Consider the following 16,960-nt stretch of genomic DNA (forward strand, 5'->3'; position numbering starts at 1 on the left):
TATCTAGCAGCTATTATAAGCAATAATGTTGTTTAATAATAAAAATATTCATAGACCGTAAGCTGAAGATTTTATTCGTTTGTTTGATGGGATTTAAGACCAAAAACGATCTTAAATAATTATGTATTTAGAAAATAATATCCATTGTTGTTTGTGAATAATTCCGTTCATGGATTTACGACGCAAGATATAGACCTTTGTTTTTTATAATTATGGAGCACAAGAATTTTGCGGTATCATCCATTTGCTAACTCTAAAGCACTTTGAAAAAGTAAACGACCGTCAACACCTCCATGAGCGGGTTCAATAAAGTTTTCAGGATGAGGCATCATACCAAGAATATTACCAGCTTTATTAACAATACCAGCAATATCTTTCATTGAGCCATTAGGATTTGTATTTTCTGCATAACGAAAAACAATTTGTTGATTATCTTCCATTTTTTTTAATGTTTCACTATCAACAAAATAATTCCCATCGTGATGGGCAACGGGACAACGAATAATTTGTCCTTTAGAATAATATCGAGAAAATTTTGTCTTGGCGTTGACGACTTCAAGTTTGATTTCACGACAAACAAATTTTAAAGAAGCGTTACGCATTAAAGTACCGGGTAATAATCCAGCTTCCAACAAAATTTGAAATCCATTACAGATCCCTATTATTGTAGTCCCTTCTTGTGCTTTTTCACGAATGGCCTTTAAGATAGGGGTTCGCGCTCCAATAGCGCCACACCTTAAGTAGTCGCCATAAGAAAAACCACCAGGAATAATAATAACATCTACATCTGGAATTGTTGTTTCTGTTTGCCAAATTTTTAGTGGTTCAACTCCCGTTATATGATGTAATGCTGCAATCATATCTCGGTCACGATTTAATCCAGGAAGTTGAATGATAGCAGTTTTCATGAGCGTTCCACTTAAAGAAGTTCGATTGTATAATTTTCGATGACAGTATTTACGAGTAACTCTTCACACATCTGGTTAAGTTTTTTCTTTGCGCTTTCAGAAGGTAGATCATCAAGAACAATATCAAAAACCTTTCCTTGACGAATGGAATGAATGCCCTCGAAAGCTAAACTTTTTAAAGCACCAACAATTGCTTCTCCTTGTGGATCAAGAACGCTTTCTCTTAAAGTAACTGTAATGCGTGCTTTCATTTTTTGCTTCCTGTTGTTAAAAGAACCTCTCCTTTGAAGAGGGGGTATTTATATAAGGTGATAATATTTTACCTTGTTTTTATTTTACGAGAACGGGACCACTTGGTCGTGTAGGTTCATTTTCATTCATAATACCAAGACGTTTGGCAACTTCTTGATAGGCATTAATAAGCCCACCCATATCACGACGAAAACGGTCTTTATCCATTTTTTCTTGTGTGTGCATATCCCATAGTCGTGCAGAATCAGGAGAGATTTCATCAGCAAGAACAATGCGCATTGTTTCATCTTCCCACAGGCGACCAAATTCCATTTTAAAATCAATTAATTGGATGTTAACACCGGCAAAAAGCCCAGAAAGAAAATCATTAATACGAATTGAAAGTTGCATGATATCTTCTATCTCTTGTGGGACAGCCCACCCAAAAGTTGTGATATGTTCTTCCGTTACCATAGGATCATCGAGAGAATCATTTTTATAGTAGAATTCAATGATGGATTGCGGAAGCGGGGTTCCTTCTTCCAGTCCTAAACGCTTAGCAAGAGAGCCGGCAGCAACATTGCGAACAACAACTTCCAACGGAATGATTTCCACCGCTTTAATAAGCTGTTCGCGCATGTTTATACGTTTGATAAAATGTGTTGGGATGCCCAAACGTCCAAGATGGCTAAAAATATGTTCCGAAATTCGGTTGTTTAAAACCCCCTTTCCATCGATAATTTCATGTTTTTTTGCATTAAAGGCAGTTGCATCATCTTTAAAAAACTGAATATAAGTCCCTGGTTCAGGTCCTTCATATAAAATTTTAGCCTTGCCTTCATAAATACGGTGGCGACGATTCATCATGATTCTCTATTTATCTTGAGAGGTTTTTAATAACATTGATAAATGATACTATCCTAATTGATAGAATTTCTCAATGATATTGCTATGATACTTTTATAATTTTTGTCATTACACGTTTATCCAAAGGTGAAGATACATAAGCGGTGAGAAAGAAGATCATCTCTTTTGGATCAAATTTTTGCAAGAAAGTGAGAGAGGACCATAAGCCCTTCAGGCCAAGGTCCGTGTCCGGATTCTGCGTTAATATGGCCAGAATACCCAGCATCAACAAAGAGTGATCCCCAATCATTGGCAATTTTTTCTGCTACTGAAAATTGACAAAACTCATCGTTGCGACTGGCTATGACAATAGAAGGAAAAGAAAGCTTTTGGCGATGATAGGGGCCAAATGTCATTAAATGTTTGGGACGTATTTTTTCATTGGCGACATCTGGAGGTGCAACAAAGAAAGCGCCACAAATTTTTTCTGTATTTTGTACAGTTGCATGAATAACACTGGGAACTCCTAATGAATGAGCAATAAGCATAACAGGCCTTTGAGCTTTTGCGATGGCGGTTTTAACTTTGTTAACCCACTCTTCACAAACAGGCTTTGACCAATGGAGTTGTTCAATGCGGCGGGCTGTCGACAATTTTTTTTCCCAGCGTGTTTGCCAATGATCTGGACCAGATCCTTTGTAGCCAGGAACAATAAGAATATCGAGTTGATTTGCTTTCATAAATTGTTTTCTTTGTTACAACAGATTTTTGATCATAGGTGGAATGGATTTTGGTTTTCTATGTCGCTTTATTGTTCTTCAAAAACACGTTTAAAAATCGTATTTATATGTTTGGTGTGGTAAGAAAGATCAAATTTTTCGCGAAGTTCTTCTTCACTTAAAGCTTTGGTAACATCTTTGTCGTTGAGGAGTTCTTCTAAAAAATCTTTTCCTTGTTCCCAAACTTTCATCGCATTTCGTTGTACAATCCGATAAGAATCTTCACGACTAATCCCTGCTTGTGTGAGTGCTAAAAGAACCCGTTGTGAGTGAACAAGACCGCGGAATTTATTGAGATTTTTTTGCATATTTTCTGGATAGACAATGAGATTTTCAATGACAGATGTGAGGCGAGAAAGAGCAAAATCAAGTGTAATCGTCGCATCTGGAGCAATATAACGCTCAACAGATGAATGGGAAATATCACGTTCATGCCAAAGAGCTACATTTTCCATGGCGGGGAGTGCAAATGCACGTACCATACGGGCTAGTCCAGTTAAATTTTCTGTTAAAACTGGATTACGTTTATGAGGCATTGCCGATGAACCTTTTTGCCCAGGTGAGAAATGTTCCTCTGCTTCAAGAACTTCTGTTCGTTGTAAATGGCGTATTTCTATTGCTAGCCTTTCAATAGAGGAAGCAATAACACCAAGTGTTGCAAAAAACATAGCATGACGATCTCTTGGTATTACTTGGGTGGAAACCGGTTCAGCACGCATCCTCAAGGCTTTTGCTACATGTTCTTCAACGCGTGGATCGATATTAGCAAAAGTTCCTACAGCTCCTGAAATCGCGCAAGTAGAAATTTCTTCTCGTGCGGCAAGAAGACGTTTGCGACAACGGGAAAATTCAGCGTATGCAAGAGCAAACTTGATTCCAAAAGTTGTCGGTTCAGCATGAATGCCATGACTCCGCCCAATGGTGATTGTTTCTTTATGCTCAAAAGCACGTCTTTTTAATGCTTCAAGAAGTTGATCTATATCCTCTAGCAAAATATCACTCGCACGCATCAATTGAATGTTCAGCGTTGTATCGAGAACATCAGATGATGTCATACCTTGGTGGATAAAACGTGCTTCTGGTCCAATGAATTCAGCGAGGTGGGTTAGAAATGCGATAACATCATGTTTGGTAATTGCTTCAATTTCATCAATGCGATTGACATCAAATTTAGCTGCTGCCCCTTTTTCCCAAATGACTTTGGCGGCTTCTTTCGGAATAATCCCTAAGTGAGCAAGGGCATCACAGGCATGGGCTTCTATTTCAAACCAAATACGATATTTTGTTTCGGGAGACCAAATTGTTACCATTGCAGGGCGAGAATAACGTGCGATCATCATTTTTTTCCTTGTTGTGAGAGGATTGCGGCTTGGCGCAATGCACTAATACGTGTTTTGTAAAGCTCTTTATTTCCATCTTTATAAATTGCAGAGCCTGCGACAAATACATTTGCACCAGCTTTTGCAGCTATCCCAATTGTATCAACGGTGATACCACCATCAACTTCAAGGTCAATAGGGCGGTTTGCAATCATGCTTTTAACGCGCTTAATTTTATCTTTTATTTCTGGAATAAAACTTTGTCCACCAAAACCGGGATTGACCGTCATGATGAGAATGAGATCTAATTGATCAAGCAAATATTCAAGCATATGTTCAGGGGTGCTTGGATTGAGTGCGATTCCTGCTTTTTTCCCCATTTTTTTGATTGTTTGGAGTGAACGATGAAGATGTGGACCTGCTTCAGCATGAATAGTTATAATATCTGAACCTGCTTTTGCAAAAGCTTCTAAATAAGGGTCTACTGGTGCGATCATCAGGTGGACATCAAATATTGCTTTTGTTAATGGGCGCAGAGCTTTGACGATTTCAGGACCAAAGGTGATGTTAGGAACAAAGTGCCCATCCATAATATCAAGATGAAGCCAATCTGCACCAGCATCAACAACATCTAACATTTCTTGTCCAAGTTTAGAAAAATCAGAAGCCAAGAGAGAAGGTGAAATGAGATGAGCATGGGGCATTAAAATCTCCTTAGATTGGCAGTTTTTATCATATCGCTGTGTATACACAAATATTTTTTGTGTTATGACGGAAAAGAAAAAATATGTATTATAGGTCTTTTTATGGAAAGATCGCTTGAAATTTTAAAGCTTTATAAGTGAAAGATATGTCGAATCATAAAACATATTTGATGCCTGAACTTCAACATAAACATACTATTGCGGTTTCTTCCCAAGAATATCGAGATGCCATGAGTCTTTTTGCAGGAGCTGTGCATATTGTGACAACAAATGGTATTAAGGGAAGACGCGGGGTGACTGTTTCGGCGTGTTGTTCTTTATCTGATAATCCTCCAACCCTTCTTGTTTGTCTTATGCGTCATAATTTAAAGAATCAGGTGTTTATGGAGAATGGAAATTTTTGTGTTAATAGCTTGGCAGGAAAACATCGCTCATTAGCGGATGTTTTTTCGAGGCGTTGCAATTCTACACAAAATGAGCGTTTTGATGTTGCTCAATGGGGAGCTTTGCAAACGGGGGCGCCTAGTCTTTCAGACGCTCTAGCGTCGTTTGATTGTCGTTTGATTTGTTGGCACGAACACGCAACTCATTGTGTTTTGATTGGTGAGGTTGTTGCAATTAACTGTAATAAAGAAAAAGATGCTCTGATGTATTTGAAACGTGAATATCACACTTTGCCTTTATAAAGATTTTATTTTTTTGCATTGATGAAATGATTTATTGTTGCTTCATTTAGATTTTAAACAATGTAGAGAGTAGGGGAGAGATGGCTCTGATATCTGATTTCCTTCTTTTTAAGGTTTTTCAATAAGCGAGAAAAATGATTCTGGATGAGATTTAATCAAGAGTTCAATCTACATAAAAAAGCGATAAAACCTAAACAGTGCATTTAGATATATTCGTTGATTGTTATGAAAAAACATTTTACTCTTGTGTTGATGGGTATTGCACAATATATAGACCGCACATAGCATATGTGGAGGTTTTTTATTGCATGAGCGAAGAGATTGATGGTCAATATCGCCCTAGTGAAGATGAGCCTTTTATGAATGAGCGGCAAAAGGCGTATTTTCGTGCTAAATTGGTTTCTTGGAAGAATGATATATTAAAAGAAGCTCGTGAGACTTTGGAAAATTTGCAGGAAGAGAATGTTGGTCAACCCGATTTGACTGATCGGGCTTCTTGTGAAACTGATCGTACAATCGAATTACGTGCTCGTGATCGTCAGAGGAAACTTATTTCAAAAATAGATGCTGCTTTAGAGCGCATTGATAATGGGACATACGGTTTTTGTGAAGAAACCGGCGAACCCATTAGTATAAAGCGTCTTGAGGCTCGGCCGATAGCCGTTTTGTCATTGGAAGCGCAAGAACGTCACGAACGACGTGAAAGAGTTTATCGCGATGATTAAGGTAAGGTTATTAAGATGATAAACAAACGAAATTCGTGGTGATAAAATTGTATATTTTTATTTTTGAGGGGTAGGAATGAATAAAGATGGTTCTTGCCGCCCCTCAATTTCGGCGGTGATGGCTGAATCTTTTACCGCTTGATTCGTAAAAGGAGAGGGACTTTTATCCGATATATCGTTTCTTTCTGTAGGGGTGGAATTTAGATGTGTGTGTGTTTCTCTCTTTTGTATTTTGGATGTACCGGTAATATCGGATTCTACAACCATATCTGTTAATCCACCAATAAGGAGCAAATGTTCTTTATTATCGCAACGGATTAAAACAAGGCGGCGTGCTCGATCTATAGAAATTACTTCACATAATGCTAATCGCGATAGGCTTTTTTTTCTATTAATGTTGAATCTTCTTGTATTTAAACGGCGTAAAAATACGATAATTATGGTAATAGCTGCGATTGTTATTAAAAAAATCAAAAAGCTTATCGTTATGTTTGCCGCAGATACACCTATTTGCTCTGATAACCAGATATACATAGATTTTCTCCCATTTTGTATGGAAATATTATTTTTTATTGAGATAAATTTATAAACATACCCTCAAAAGGTTCACTTATAACGTAAGAAATAAACTTTTGAATATTAAGCGATCTTATCTTAGATAATATCATAGTATATACTTTATAACAACATAACAACGAATATAAAGGAAGTTTTGTGACATAAGAAATAGCTATAAGCTAAGGCAAAGAGAGATGGATAAAGATTTTGAGAATAATGAAAGATCAGCGTCTTCGTTTCATCGGAGAGTTGTTATTTTTGGTGTTGTTTTTGTATTAGGTTTTCTTTTCATTGTGGGTATTTTAGGTTTTTTTTATACACAAAACTATTTGCAACAGGCGATATCAATATCTTTTTTGATTCTAGCAATGATCGGTGTTGCAACACTCGTTTTGTGTGGAATGGGAATTTTAAGATATCATGTATGGTCGCATGAAGATTTTGATTTTAGCATCTTTAATAGGAGCGATGATGCAATTGTAATCTCTGATCTTTCTGGTTTTGTTTATTATTCTAATCAAAACTATCGAAAAATTCTGACCTATAGGCCTGAAGTGTCTTGTTATAGGGTTATTGCGGATCTTCCAGGAGCTGGTGCCCTCTCGTACCGCTTAAAGGTTGCAGCCTGTAATAATCTTGCAGCGCAAGAGGAATTAAGAGTAGAACAGCCAATTTTTACCGATTCTACACCAAAAAAGTCTGTTTGGTATAATATTTCCATTCAACCTATCACAAAACAGAAAAAAAAGCTTTTATTTTGGCGTATTACTGATATTTCGCACTTACAACAAACGCGAGAAGTTTTTTTCTCGAACCTTCAAGAGGCTATCAATCACTTGGATCAAGCTTCTATTGGTTTTGTATCCGTTAATAGACAAGGAACTATTCTTTATGCCAATGCGACTTTTGCAGAATGGTTTTCAATTGATTTAGCTAATTTCTCAATTGGTCAATATAATTTTGATTTGTTATTTGATAGCGTTGGCGCTAAGAGCTCATGGAGTGATATCTGTTTACAAACCAACAGATATCAAAGTTCAGGTTACTCTTTACCTTATAGGCTTTCGTTATGTTTAAATTCACACACGACTTGTGAGAAAATATTCCATTGTCTTATATCTGTTTCTTCTCTCTTAGAAGAGGAGGCTATTTATCGTATTGTGATCATTCCACAACAAATACAAAAAGAAGAGGACGATCAATTAAAATTACCCCGTATATTAGGAGAATATTTTGATGCGAGTCCTTTTGCAATAGCCGTGGTGGATCATGCAGGGCAATTGGTTCATATGAATAAAGCTTTTTCATTACTCACGGGATGTATGGACAAAGCTGTCAATTTTTATGATGTTATTTCTCGTCGTGATTGTGTGCAGTTAGAGCGTTCTTTTCAGAGAATTGCAACAAATAAAAATTATTTTGTTTCTCTAGAAACTGTTTTAGAAAAAAATGAAGAATGCCATTTACGGCTCCATATTATGTCTGTACCGCCCTATCATGGTGATGTATTGCAAGATTTGCTTATTATCTCTGTGATTGAAACAACCGAACAAAAAACTCTTGAAGATAAAATGATGCAAAGTCAGAAGATGCAAGCTGTAGGACAATTAGCTGGCGGCATTGCTCATGATTTTAATAATGTTTTAACAGCAATTTTAATGTCGTGTGATCTTCTTTTAAATACGCATCGTAGTTCTGATCCTGCTCATGCTGATCTGATCAATATTAAAAATAATGCTAATCGTGCAGCTGCTCTTGTACAGCAATTATTAGCTTTTTCTAGAAAGCAAACACTTCGACCTGAAGAAGTTGATTTTACAGAGTTTTTATCAGACATTCGCAATCTTATTTTACCACTTTTGGGTAATAATATTCAGTTAAAAATTATTCATGGAAGAGATTTGTGGAGCGTTGAAGTTGATCAAGCATCTTTTCAGCGTGTTATTATGAATTTGGTTATTAATGCGCGTGATGCCATGTTAGATGGAGGTATTGTTACGATTGCGACAAATAATATTACAAAGCAACAAAGTGCTGAATTTAATCATCTTGGATTAGCAATTGGCGAGTATGTGCAATTGATTATTTCAGATACAGGAGCTGGTATATCTGCTGCTATACAAGAAAAAATGTTTGAGCCATTTTTTACAACAAAAGAAGTTGGAAAAGGAACAGGACTTGGTTTATCAATGGTTTATGGAATTATCAAGCAGAGCGGTGGGTATATTTATTGTGAAAGTAAAGAAGGTGAAGGAGCAACATTTCATATTTTTCTTCCCCGTTATATCCCCAATATAAAAGGAGAAATTTCTCAAAAGGTTGAAAAAGATGAAGAGAAAGATAAAAATATAGACTTAACAGGATCTGCGACTGTTTTATTGGTTGAAGATGAAGATGCGGTCAGAATGGGGGGGGTAAGAGCTCTTCAAATGAGAGGATATACGGTTTTAGAGGCTGCAAGTGGGGTGGAAGCACTCTCTATTCTTGAGGAACAAAAAGGAGATGTTGATATTATTGTTTCCGATGTGGTGATGCCAGAAATGGATGGGCCCACTTTATTGAAGGAAGTCCGTAAAAACTATCCTGGTATCAAATTTCTTTTCGTTTCTGGATATGCAAAAGATGCTTTTGCTAAAAATCTTCCACAAGATGCTGTTTTTGGTTTTTTATCTAAACCTTTTACACTCAAACAGTTAGCTGTAACAGTTAAAGAAACACTTTCGTCATGAGCAAAAATTTATGCAATAGAAAAAGTGCGTATTTTAAGATTTTTTAGGCTAAATACGAGAGCATTTTGATAAATAGAGCTTATGATAATGTCATAGAATTAAATAAAGAAGAAGAATTTTGAAAATGAAATAAAATTCAAAAAAATCACATGTTTTGTGCAAAAATTTATTGAAGAGATGGGCTCTATTATGTCAACATTTCATAGAGATTTTCAATTGTAGATACTGAGCAGAAACTATGTGTAAAGCATTGAAATATGCTGATTAATAGATTGTTGATACACTCAAAAAGATAAAAGCTGTTGTTGCGTATCTATCATTTTGCTCTTTCCTTCAATAAATGCTTTTAAGGCTTCGGGGTAGAGTTTATGCTCTACTTTAAGAACTCTTTCTGCTAAGCGCTCAGCAGTATCATGGGGATAGACTGGAACGGCTGCTTGGGCAAGGATTTTTCCTGCATCCACGTCTTCTGTAACAAGATGAACAGTGCAACCCGTAATTTTTACACCTGCTTGTAAAGCTTTTTCATGTGTGTTTAAGCCTTTAAATGAAGGCAAAAGAGAAGGATGAATGTTTAAAATTCGTCCTTCATAAAGTTTTACAAAACGTGGTGAGATAAGGCGCATATACCCTGCAAAGCAGAGAAAATCTGGTTTATATTGATCTAAAATCGTAAAAATATTTTCTTCATGCTCTTCTTTTGTTTTGTAAACTTTACGATCAACAATATGAATGGGTAAGTTATGATTTTGTGCCTTTTCAATACCATTTGCACGCGGATTATCGCAAATAACAGCGACAATTTCAGCAGGATATTCCGTTTGTTGGCTTGCTTGAGCAAGGGCGACCATATTCGAACCATTACCAGAAATAAAAACGACAATTTTTTTTTTCATAAATTCAGTACCCCTTTATAAAGTATTCCTTTATTTTGATCTTGGCGTTTTATTAAAATGCCAAGTGGAGTTACAGTTTCTCCTTTTCTTTCAAGAGCTTGTGTAATTGCTTCAGCTGCATGCTGTGCTACGATAATGATCATGCCAATACCACAATTGAATGTTCTTAACATTTCTGTTTCTTCTATTTTACCTTGTTTGGCAATCCATGAAAATACTGCTGGAACATTGATGGTAGAAAGATTAATTTCAGCGCAGAGAGAAGATGGAAGGACACGTGGAATATTTTCAGGAAAGCCTCCACCCGTAATATGAGCAAGAGCTTTAATCCCTTCATATTTTCGCATGATGGGAAGAAGCGATTTTACATAAATGCGTGTTGGTGTAAGAAGTGCTATACCAAGGCTGTTTTCAGGGGAAAAAGGGGCAGGGTCATTCCATTTGAGATAATTTTGCTGGATGATTCGTCGAACAAGCGAAAAGCCATTGGAATGAATTCCAGAGGAGCTTAGACCTAATATAACATCACCTTCTATCAAATCTTTTGAAGGGAGTAGCTTGCTGCGTTCGCATGCTCCTACAGCAAAACCGGCTAGATCATAATCTCCCTCTGCATACATTCCTGGCATTTCTGCAGTTTCTCCTCCAATAAGAGCAGCACCGGCTTGTTTACATCCTTCTGCAATACCAGAAACAATCGCAGCCCCTTGTTCAGGGTCGAGCTTTCCAGTTGCAAAATAATCCAGAAAAAAAAGCGGTTCAGCTCCTTGTACAAGTAAATCATTGACACACATAGCAACGAGATCAATACCTACAGTATTATGGTGACCTACTTCGATAGCAATTTTTAATTTTGTTCCCACTCCATCATTGGCTGCTACGAGGATAGGATCTGTAAAGCCAGCGGCTTTTAAATCAAAAAGGCCACCAAACCCACCAATTTCTGCATCTGCTCCGGCTCGTTTTGTAGCGCGTATAAAGGGTTTGATTTTTTCTACCATGGCATTACCCATATCGATGTTTACACCGGCTTTTGCGTAGGTAAGGCCGACTTTGGATTTATTCTTTATAAGATCTTGATTGCTCATTGGAGCCTTCCTTTAATGGAAAATCAGGTTTTGATATTATGCAATGCCATGATAGAGTTCTCTCTGCAAGAGATATTGATAAGAAAATAAGCAACTTTTCTTGTAGCTTATTTTGAAGTTGTTTATAATTCTTTGTGAAGTTTTTTTTAGGATATTTTATGAGCAAGATATCAGATAATCACGGACAGTCTTCTTGGAAACTTATGAGAAAGAAAGTGAGTGAGAATACATCTCGTGATCGTTATAAGACTTATGTGCCAGCGTATACTCAATTACCGTTGCCGAATAATATGAAAAGACAAATCTTTTTTTGGCTGGGTACGCTGATTTTTTTCATTCTTTTTATGTTTGTTTTTGGATCGATTTTGCTTCCTTTTGTGGCAGGGATTGTGTTGGCTTATTTTCTCAATCCCATTGTTCAATTACTTGAAAAATTTGGTATTCGTCGTGTGTTTGGGACTGTCCTTATTACCTTATTTATTGTTATTACCTTTGTTGCTTCTTTAGTTATTTTGATTCCTGTTATTAGTTGGCAAATACAGCAATTTATGAGTGATGGTTTACCTGTTTATATTAATCGTATTCAAACCTTTTTTGTTGAGCATGATTTTGATTGGTTAAGGCGCTATTTTGGAAGTGATCCAAATGAATTACGGAATAATATTAAAGGATTTTTGGGCGAAGGTTCGGATTTTATTACGTCTCTTTTGAATTCACTTTTAAAGTCAGGAAAATCTATCGTTAATATCGTTAGCCTATTTGTTGTGGCACCTGTGGTGGCATTTTATATGTTATTAGATTGGCCACGTATGGTAACAGCAATCGATTCGTTAATACCGCGTGATCATCTTGAAACCGTCCGTAGTATTTTTCATGAAATGGATAGAGCTATTGCAGGCTTTGTTCGTGGACAAGGAACAGTTTGTCTCATATTGGGAGGCTATTATGCTATTGGTTTAACGATTGCAGGACTCAATTTTAGTCTTTTGATGGGTATGTTTATTGGTCTTATTAGCTTTGTTCCTTATATCGGCACAATGAGTGGTTTGCTCCTTTCTGTTGGTATTGCATGGGTCCAGTTTTATCCCAATAATTGGGGAGGAATCATTGTTGTGATGGCACTTTTTTTAATTGGTCAATTTATTGAAGGTTATATTCTTCAACCCAAGCTTGTAGGTTCATCAGTGGGATTACATCCCGTATGGTTGATGTTTTCACTTTTTGCTTTTTCTTCACTCTTTGGTTTTACTGGTATGCTTGTTGCTGTTCCTGCGGCAGCGGCTGTTGGCGTTTTAGTTCGTTTTGCTCTTCATACTTATCTGAGTTCTCAGATGTATTCGCGAAGCGGAAATTCGGAGCCGCTAAAATGAATGGGTGTGAAACGCAATTATCTTTAAATTTTCCTTATGATCCGATTTTTCAATTTGAGGATTTAGTGGTAACGGAAAGTAATCGTATGGCTTTTCAGCTTATTGATCACTGGCCCAATTGGAGCTTACCTATTGCAGTTTTAGTTGGTAAAGAAGGATCTGGAAAAACGCACTTTTCTAATATATGGCTCCAAAAAGCAGATGCTTTCAGGATTCAGTACAATGAACTTGATCAGGCTGTTACTATGGCTTCTTTAGGCAGATCATTTTTAATAGAGGATATTGATACAGGTGAAATCAATGAGACAGAACTTTTTCATTTAATTAACAGTATTAAGCAAACAAATCTTGATGCACGACAAGCTACTTTATTGATGACGGCACGAACACTTCCTTCCGCTTGGAATTTAACGTTAAATGATCTAAAAAGTCGTCTTAATTCGGTGATGTTCGTTGAAATTAATCAGCCTGATGATGCATTGTTAACAGCTGTTGCTTTTAAGCTTTTTTCCGATAGGCAACTTATTGTACATCCAGATACGGTTTATTACCTTGTAAGTCGTTGTGAACGTTCTTTATTTTCATTGAAGCGTGTTATTGATTCTGTTGATCAGTTGGCATTACAAAGAAAAAGAAAAATAACACGTGCTGTTATTGCTGAAGTTTTGAATAGAAGAAATCCGTAAATACTCTTTATCGCGGCTTACCTATTCTGACCTTTTATTATCGTTTCAATATGTGAAAAGACAAGTCATTTAAATTTTTTCTTTTTTGGATATCTATATAAGAGAGAAAAATAGTGTTTTTTACTTTTGTCATGTGATTATTTTAAATAACTTTGAGATTTTATTGTATGATGTTGAATTTTTTTCATCTTCGCATTTGAAAATTTTTCTAAAAAGAGCGCTTTATTTTATTTATAATGAAACCTTTGTGCGTTGAAAAAATGTTTGTTGTTTATGAATATGAATTGTCGCAGATTCTAAAGTTTTTAATAAAAGAGTCCTTGGGAAGATAGAAAAAGAGGAGAAAAAAGTTTAATACAGCTGAATTCTTTGGCTTATGTTCTCTTTGGGAAAATTTTTCTATGATATTTAAGTTGTTTTTTTCTAAAACTGTATCTGTGAAATGCGTTTTGATACAGTGAGAGCTTGCTTAAAACAGGATAAAAATTATGAAGTCTTTATAGAGAAATTCATTCTTTTTTAATATAGATTGGATTTTTTACGGAGGTTATTTTCTACTATTTGTCAATAAATTTGTTATTGAGTAGGGGAAAAAATTAAAAAATGTGCTTTTTTGTAAAGAAATGCAACAAAATTTAAAAAAAGTGTGTTTTTCTCTTGCACTTCTGTTGTGAAAATTTTAGGAAATGTGCATCAAGTAAATGTAAATGGCGGAGCGTAGCGCAGCCTGGTAGCGCACCTGATTTGGGATCAGGGGGTCGTAGGTTCGAATCCTATCGCTCCGACCATATTTGATTGAGTGTGTGAAAATGACCAAATTGGGTACGTGTGATGAGAAACTATCATTCAAGCGTTGTTTAATCTTAAGGAAAAAGACATGATCGCACGTATTTATAGTCCTGCTAAGACAGCTATGCAGTCAGGGAAGGGGAATACAAGTTTTTGGGTTCTAGAGTATGAGCCGATGAAAGAAAAAATGCTTGAACCTCTTATGGGATACACGGCAACGTCTGATATGAATAATCAGGTAAGGATCCGATTTAATAGGAAAGAAGAAGCGATTGCTTTTGCACGTAAGAATGCTATCTCTTACCGTGTAGAAAAGAAACATACATCGATTCGACGTGCTATTTCTTATTCTGATAATTTTCGCAGTGATCGTCAGCAACCTTGGACACATTGAATTAAAGATGCTATTTTGAATTGAGAAAATAATCAGTTGGGTCCCGTAGCTCAGCTGGATAGAGCAACGGCCTTCTAAGCCGTGGGTCACAGGTTCGAATCCTGTCGGGATCACCACGTTTAAATAATATCAATAGGCGGCACAAAAAATTGGGGGGTTTTTGTTTCTTTTATTTTATTGCTAAGCGTTTTTTCAGCTTTTTGAGTATAAAGCGATGCCAATCCGTCTTCTGTTCAGCCCAAAAGTGCTTGAAGTTGTATAGGGTAGCTCCCGCATTAGAAACATGTGTTGCTGCTAATTTTATTTATTGCTAATTTTTTAGTATCTACTGTATTATATGCTTTACAAAACAGATTACCAAAACTTTCTTTTACGCGTTCCTTTTCATTTTTCTGAAAAAAAATATCCTATTTCTTAGATGATACCTAAGCATTGCAGCTAATTCCGATAAAATTGCAAAAACAATATCTATTCTAAATTGATTCTTTTTGTTTTTAGATCAATAATATTATTATGTCTTTTCAGTATGATCTTTGATAAGATTGGTTTTCAAGGCATGATGGGCCCCATTTATAACTATTTTACGGAACTTTGAAGAATAAAAACGATATCTGTTTATGATGGGAGCTTAAAGACGTCCCCAGGAAGGGGTGAAATATATTTTTTCATATAAAGGTTATGCCTTTTATAGCAAGTGATGACTTCAGTATTTTTTTGTATAAAAAGATGCGGTATGGGGCACAGATAAGATATTTTTTCAATGAGATATATTTACAACCAATTTGATTTAACGTGGTTGTCATTGTGGATTTTTCTCAGGTAGAGCTATAAGCAATGTTTATGTTTTTTAGTTTATAGATTTGAGAATGCATAGCGTTGTGTATTCATAGGCTATCTTGCACATATGCTGTTTGAATTGTGAATGAACATGAATTGTATCTCGGAGCGTTAAATTTTTCGATTCCAGTTTACATTTTAAAATGTTCTAGCTTATCTTTTTATAGTTTGTACGTCATGCTAGAGGTCTTTTAGTATAAACAATCATCTACACACTAAAATGCTATGGGATAAGATTGAATGTTCTTAAATTTGTACGATTCAAGGTCATCTTTGCCTGTTTTTTATTTCAGTAGGAATGCAGTGCGGATAAAAAGATTCGTTGGTGTTTTTTACTCTTTTAATACTTTGTTCCATTCTGTAATTGCTAAATTTAAAATGTCGAATCTAAAAACCAGGCGTTTTATTGACTGTTGTTATATCTGACGGCTCTGGCAATAAGTATACGCCAATAGAGATGAGAGAAATAAAAAAATTGAGGATAGATCAGGAAATAAACAATATTTTTTTAAAGAAGTAGATATCTGCCGTAAGATTATTTATAAAAAGTTCTTTAGATTCATTAAGTTATGAAACTTTAGGTGGGTTTGTTAAAAATGTGAATCCTCTTTCACAGAAAGCACTCAATAAATAAAATATTAAAATAAAAAAAATTAACAAAGGATACTTTTTTAGAGCGCATGCTGGGAGTTTATATTCCCTCACTTTTATCCACATACCCCGTACATTAAAAAAGATATATAAAATCAATAAGTCACTTGCAGTATAAAATTGAATGGTGGGCGTGACAGGGATTGAACCTGTGACCCCTACGATGTCAACGTAGTGCTCTCCCGCTGAGCTACACGCCCATTCATTGATGTTGCATACACCATATAGAATGCCAAACGTCAATGCCTAATTTTATTTTCTCTTTCAACAGATGCAAATAACTTTAAAAAATACTTTTTAAGCAGCGATAAGGATCTTTTCAACTTCATTGACGAGTTCACGTAAGTGAAATGGCTTAGAGAGAACCTTTGCATCAGGAGGGGCATCACTATTTGAATTGAGTGCTACCGCTGCAAAACCTGTAATGAACATTACTCGTAAATCAGGGTCAATTTCAGTAGCACGTCGTGCAAGTTCGATTCCGTCCATCTCTGGCATCACAATATCAGTCAGGAGAAGGGAAAATGGCTCTTCTTGTAAACGTTCATATGCGCTAATACCATTATCGAAATCGGCGACTTCGTAGCCTGCACGTTCTAAGGCTTTTACGAGAAAGCGACGCATATCGTTATCATCTTCTGCGAGCAGGATTCGTTTCATGATTATGTTCCAATGGCTCCATTTGTCAGAGTTTTTGCCGCATCAATTATACAATATAGAGTATTTATAAAAAAGGTGCTAAAATGCTCATAATTGAAATGAAT

General features: G+C 36.0%; 16 protein-coding genes and 3 tRNA genes. 8 read left to right on the forward strand and 11 right to left on the reverse strand.

What is annotated here, in order from left to right; all coding sequences use genetic code 11:
- Nucleotides 1-236: 236 nt before the first annotated feature.
- The 6 genes from purQ to rpe form a co-directional block, all read right to left on the reverse strand.
- On the reverse strand, nucleotides 237-908 hold the full coding sequence (gene purQ / locus ACFIM1_RS04740; protein ID WP_375608313.1) for a phosphoribosylformylglycinamidine synthase subunit PurQ: 672 nt from the start codon (nucleotides 906-908) through the stop codon (nucleotides 237-239).
- Between the two features lie 11 nt (nucleotides 909-919).
- Nucleotides 920-1,159 (reverse strand): phosphoribosylformylglycinamidine synthase subunit PurS, encoded by a 240-nt coding sequence (gene purS, locus ACFIM1_RS04745; RefSeq protein WP_375606635.1) that lies wholly within the window; start codon nucleotides 1,157-1,159, stop codon nucleotides 920-922.
- A gap of 79 nt (nucleotides 1,160-1,238) precedes the next feature.
- On the reverse strand, nucleotides 1,239-2,003 hold the full coding sequence (gene purC, locus ACFIM1_RS04750; protein ID WP_375606723.1) for a phosphoribosylaminoimidazolesuccinocarboxamide synthase: 765 nt from the start codon (nucleotides 2,001-2,003) through the stop codon (nucleotides 1,239-1,241).
- A 173-nt stretch (nucleotides 2,004-2,176) separates the two neighbouring features.
- Nucleotides 2,177-2,725, reverse strand: coding sequence for an RBBP9/YdeN family alpha/beta hydrolase (locus ACFIM1_RS04755; RefSeq protein ID WP_375606634.1), 549 nt, complete (start codon nucleotides 2,723-2,725; stop codon nucleotides 2,177-2,179).
- 68 nt (nucleotides 2,726-2,793) lie between these two features.
- Nucleotides 2,794-4,101: an adenylosuccinate lyase gene (purB, locus tag ACFIM1_RS04760; protein WP_375606722.1), complete on the reverse strand. Its 1,308-nt coding sequence runs from the start codon at nucleotides 4,099-4,101 to the stop codon at nucleotides 2,794-2,796.
- A complete protein-coding gene (rpe, locus tag ACFIM1_RS04765; RefSeq protein WP_375608312.1) occupies nucleotides 4,101-4,787 on the reverse strand; it encodes a ribulose-phosphate 3-epimerase in 687 nt (228 codons plus the stop codon). The genes purB and rpe overlap by 1 nt, the downstream gene beginning before the upstream one ends.
- 146 nt (nucleotides 4,788-4,933) lie before the next feature.
- Here rpe and ACFIM1_RS04770 point away from each other — a divergent pair, with 146 nt between their 5' ends.
- Both ACFIM1_RS04770 and dksA read left to right on the forward strand, forming a co-directional pair.
- The gene (locus ACFIM1_RS04770; protein ID WP_375606632.1) at nucleotides 4,934-5,473 is read left to right on the forward strand and encodes a flavin reductase; all 540 of its coding nucleotides are present in this window, start codon (nucleotides 4,934-4,936) and stop codon (nucleotides 5,471-5,473) included.
- A gap of 308 nt (nucleotides 5,474-5,781) precedes the next feature.
- Complete coding sequence (dksA, locus tag ACFIM1_RS04775) at nucleotides 5,782-6,198, forward strand: RNA polymerase-binding protein DksA (protein WP_015856486.1); 417 nt, start codon at nucleotides 5,782-5,784, stop codon at nucleotides 6,196-6,198.
- Between the two features lie 57 nt (nucleotides 6,199-6,255).
- Here the strand turns inward: dksA and ACFIM1_RS04780 are convergent, their stop codons facing one another.
- Nucleotides 6,256-6,732, reverse strand: coding sequence for a hypothetical protein (locus ACFIM1_RS04780; RefSeq protein ID WP_375608311.1), 477 nt, complete (start codon nucleotides 6,730-6,732; stop codon nucleotides 6,256-6,258).
- 218 nt (nucleotides 6,733-6,950) lie between these two features.
- On the opposite strand from ACFIM1_RS04780, the gene ACFIM1_RS04785 reads away from it, so the two are divergent.
- Entirely contained in the window at nucleotides 6,951-9,485 is a 2,535-nt protein-coding gene (locus ACFIM1_RS04785) for a response regulator (protein ID WP_375609377.1), read from the forward strand.
- A 284-nt stretch (nucleotides 9,486-9,769) separates the two neighbouring features.
- Here ACFIM1_RS04785 and purN read toward each other — a convergent pair whose 3' ends face one another.
- Together purN and purM are read right to left on the reverse strand one after the other, a co-directional pair.
- Nucleotides 9,770-10,381: a phosphoribosylglycinamide formyltransferase gene (purN, locus tag ACFIM1_RS04790; RefSeq protein WP_375606628.1), complete on the reverse strand. Its 612-nt coding sequence runs from the start codon at nucleotides 10,379-10,381 to the stop codon at nucleotides 9,770-9,772.
- On the reverse strand, nucleotides 10,378-11,469 hold the full coding sequence (gene purM / locus ACFIM1_RS04795) for a phosphoribosylformylglycinamidine cyclo-ligase (protein ID WP_375606627.1): 1,092 nt from the start codon (nucleotides 11,467-11,469) through the stop codon (nucleotides 10,378-10,380). Before purM ends, purN begins: the two co-directional genes overlap by 4 nt.
- A gap of 158 nt (nucleotides 11,470-11,627) precedes the next feature.
- On the opposite strand from purM, the gene ACFIM1_RS04800 reads away from it, so the two are divergent.
- The 5 genes from ACFIM1_RS04800 (at nucleotide 11,628) to ACFIM1_RS04820 (ending at nucleotide 14,824) form a co-directional block, all read left to right on the forward strand.
- Nucleotides 11,628-12,839 (forward strand): AI-2E family transporter, encoded by a 1,212-nt coding sequence (locus tag ACFIM1_RS04800; RefSeq protein WP_375609378.1) that lies wholly within the window; start codon nucleotides 11,628-11,630, stop codon nucleotides 12,837-12,839.
- Nucleotides 12,836-13,525, forward strand: coding sequence for a DnaA regulatory inactivator HdaA (hdaA, locus tag ACFIM1_RS04805; RefSeq protein ID WP_375609379.1), 690 nt, complete (start codon nucleotides 12,836-12,838; stop codon nucleotides 13,523-13,525). The genes ACFIM1_RS04800 and hdaA overlap by 4 nt, the downstream gene beginning before the upstream one ends.
- Nucleotides 13,526-14,236: 711 nt before the next feature.
- Nucleotides 14,237-14,313, forward strand: a tRNA-Pro gene (locus ACFIM1_RS04810).
- 89 nt (nucleotides 14,314-14,402) lie between these two features.
- Entirely contained in the window at nucleotides 14,403-14,708 is a 306-nt protein-coding gene (locus ACFIM1_RS04815; RefSeq protein WP_375606624.1) for an ETC complex I subunit, read from the forward strand.
- A gap of 39 nt (nucleotides 14,709-14,747) precedes the next feature.
- Nucleotides 14,748-14,824: transfer RNA gene (locus ACFIM1_RS04820), tRNA-Arg, on the forward strand.
- 1,497 nt (nucleotides 14,825-16,321) lie between these two features.
- Here ACFIM1_RS04820 and ACFIM1_RS04825 read toward each other — a convergent pair.
- Nucleotides 16,322-16,396: transfer RNA gene (locus ACFIM1_RS04825), tRNA-Val, on the reverse strand.
- A 97-nt stretch (nucleotides 16,397-16,493) separates the two neighbouring features.
- On the reverse strand, nucleotides 16,494-16,856 hold the full coding sequence (gene cpdR / locus ACFIM1_RS04830; protein ID WP_005773448.1) for a cell cycle two-component system response regulator CpdR: 363 nt from the start codon (nucleotides 16,854-16,856) through the stop codon (nucleotides 16,494-16,496).
- Nucleotides 16,857-16,960 lie beyond the last annotated feature (104 nt).

Source organism: Bartonella sp. AC158YNML (assembly GCF_042196725.1).
Lineage (GTDB): Bacteria > Pseudomonadota > Alphaproteobacteria > Rhizobiales > Rhizobiaceae > Bartonella.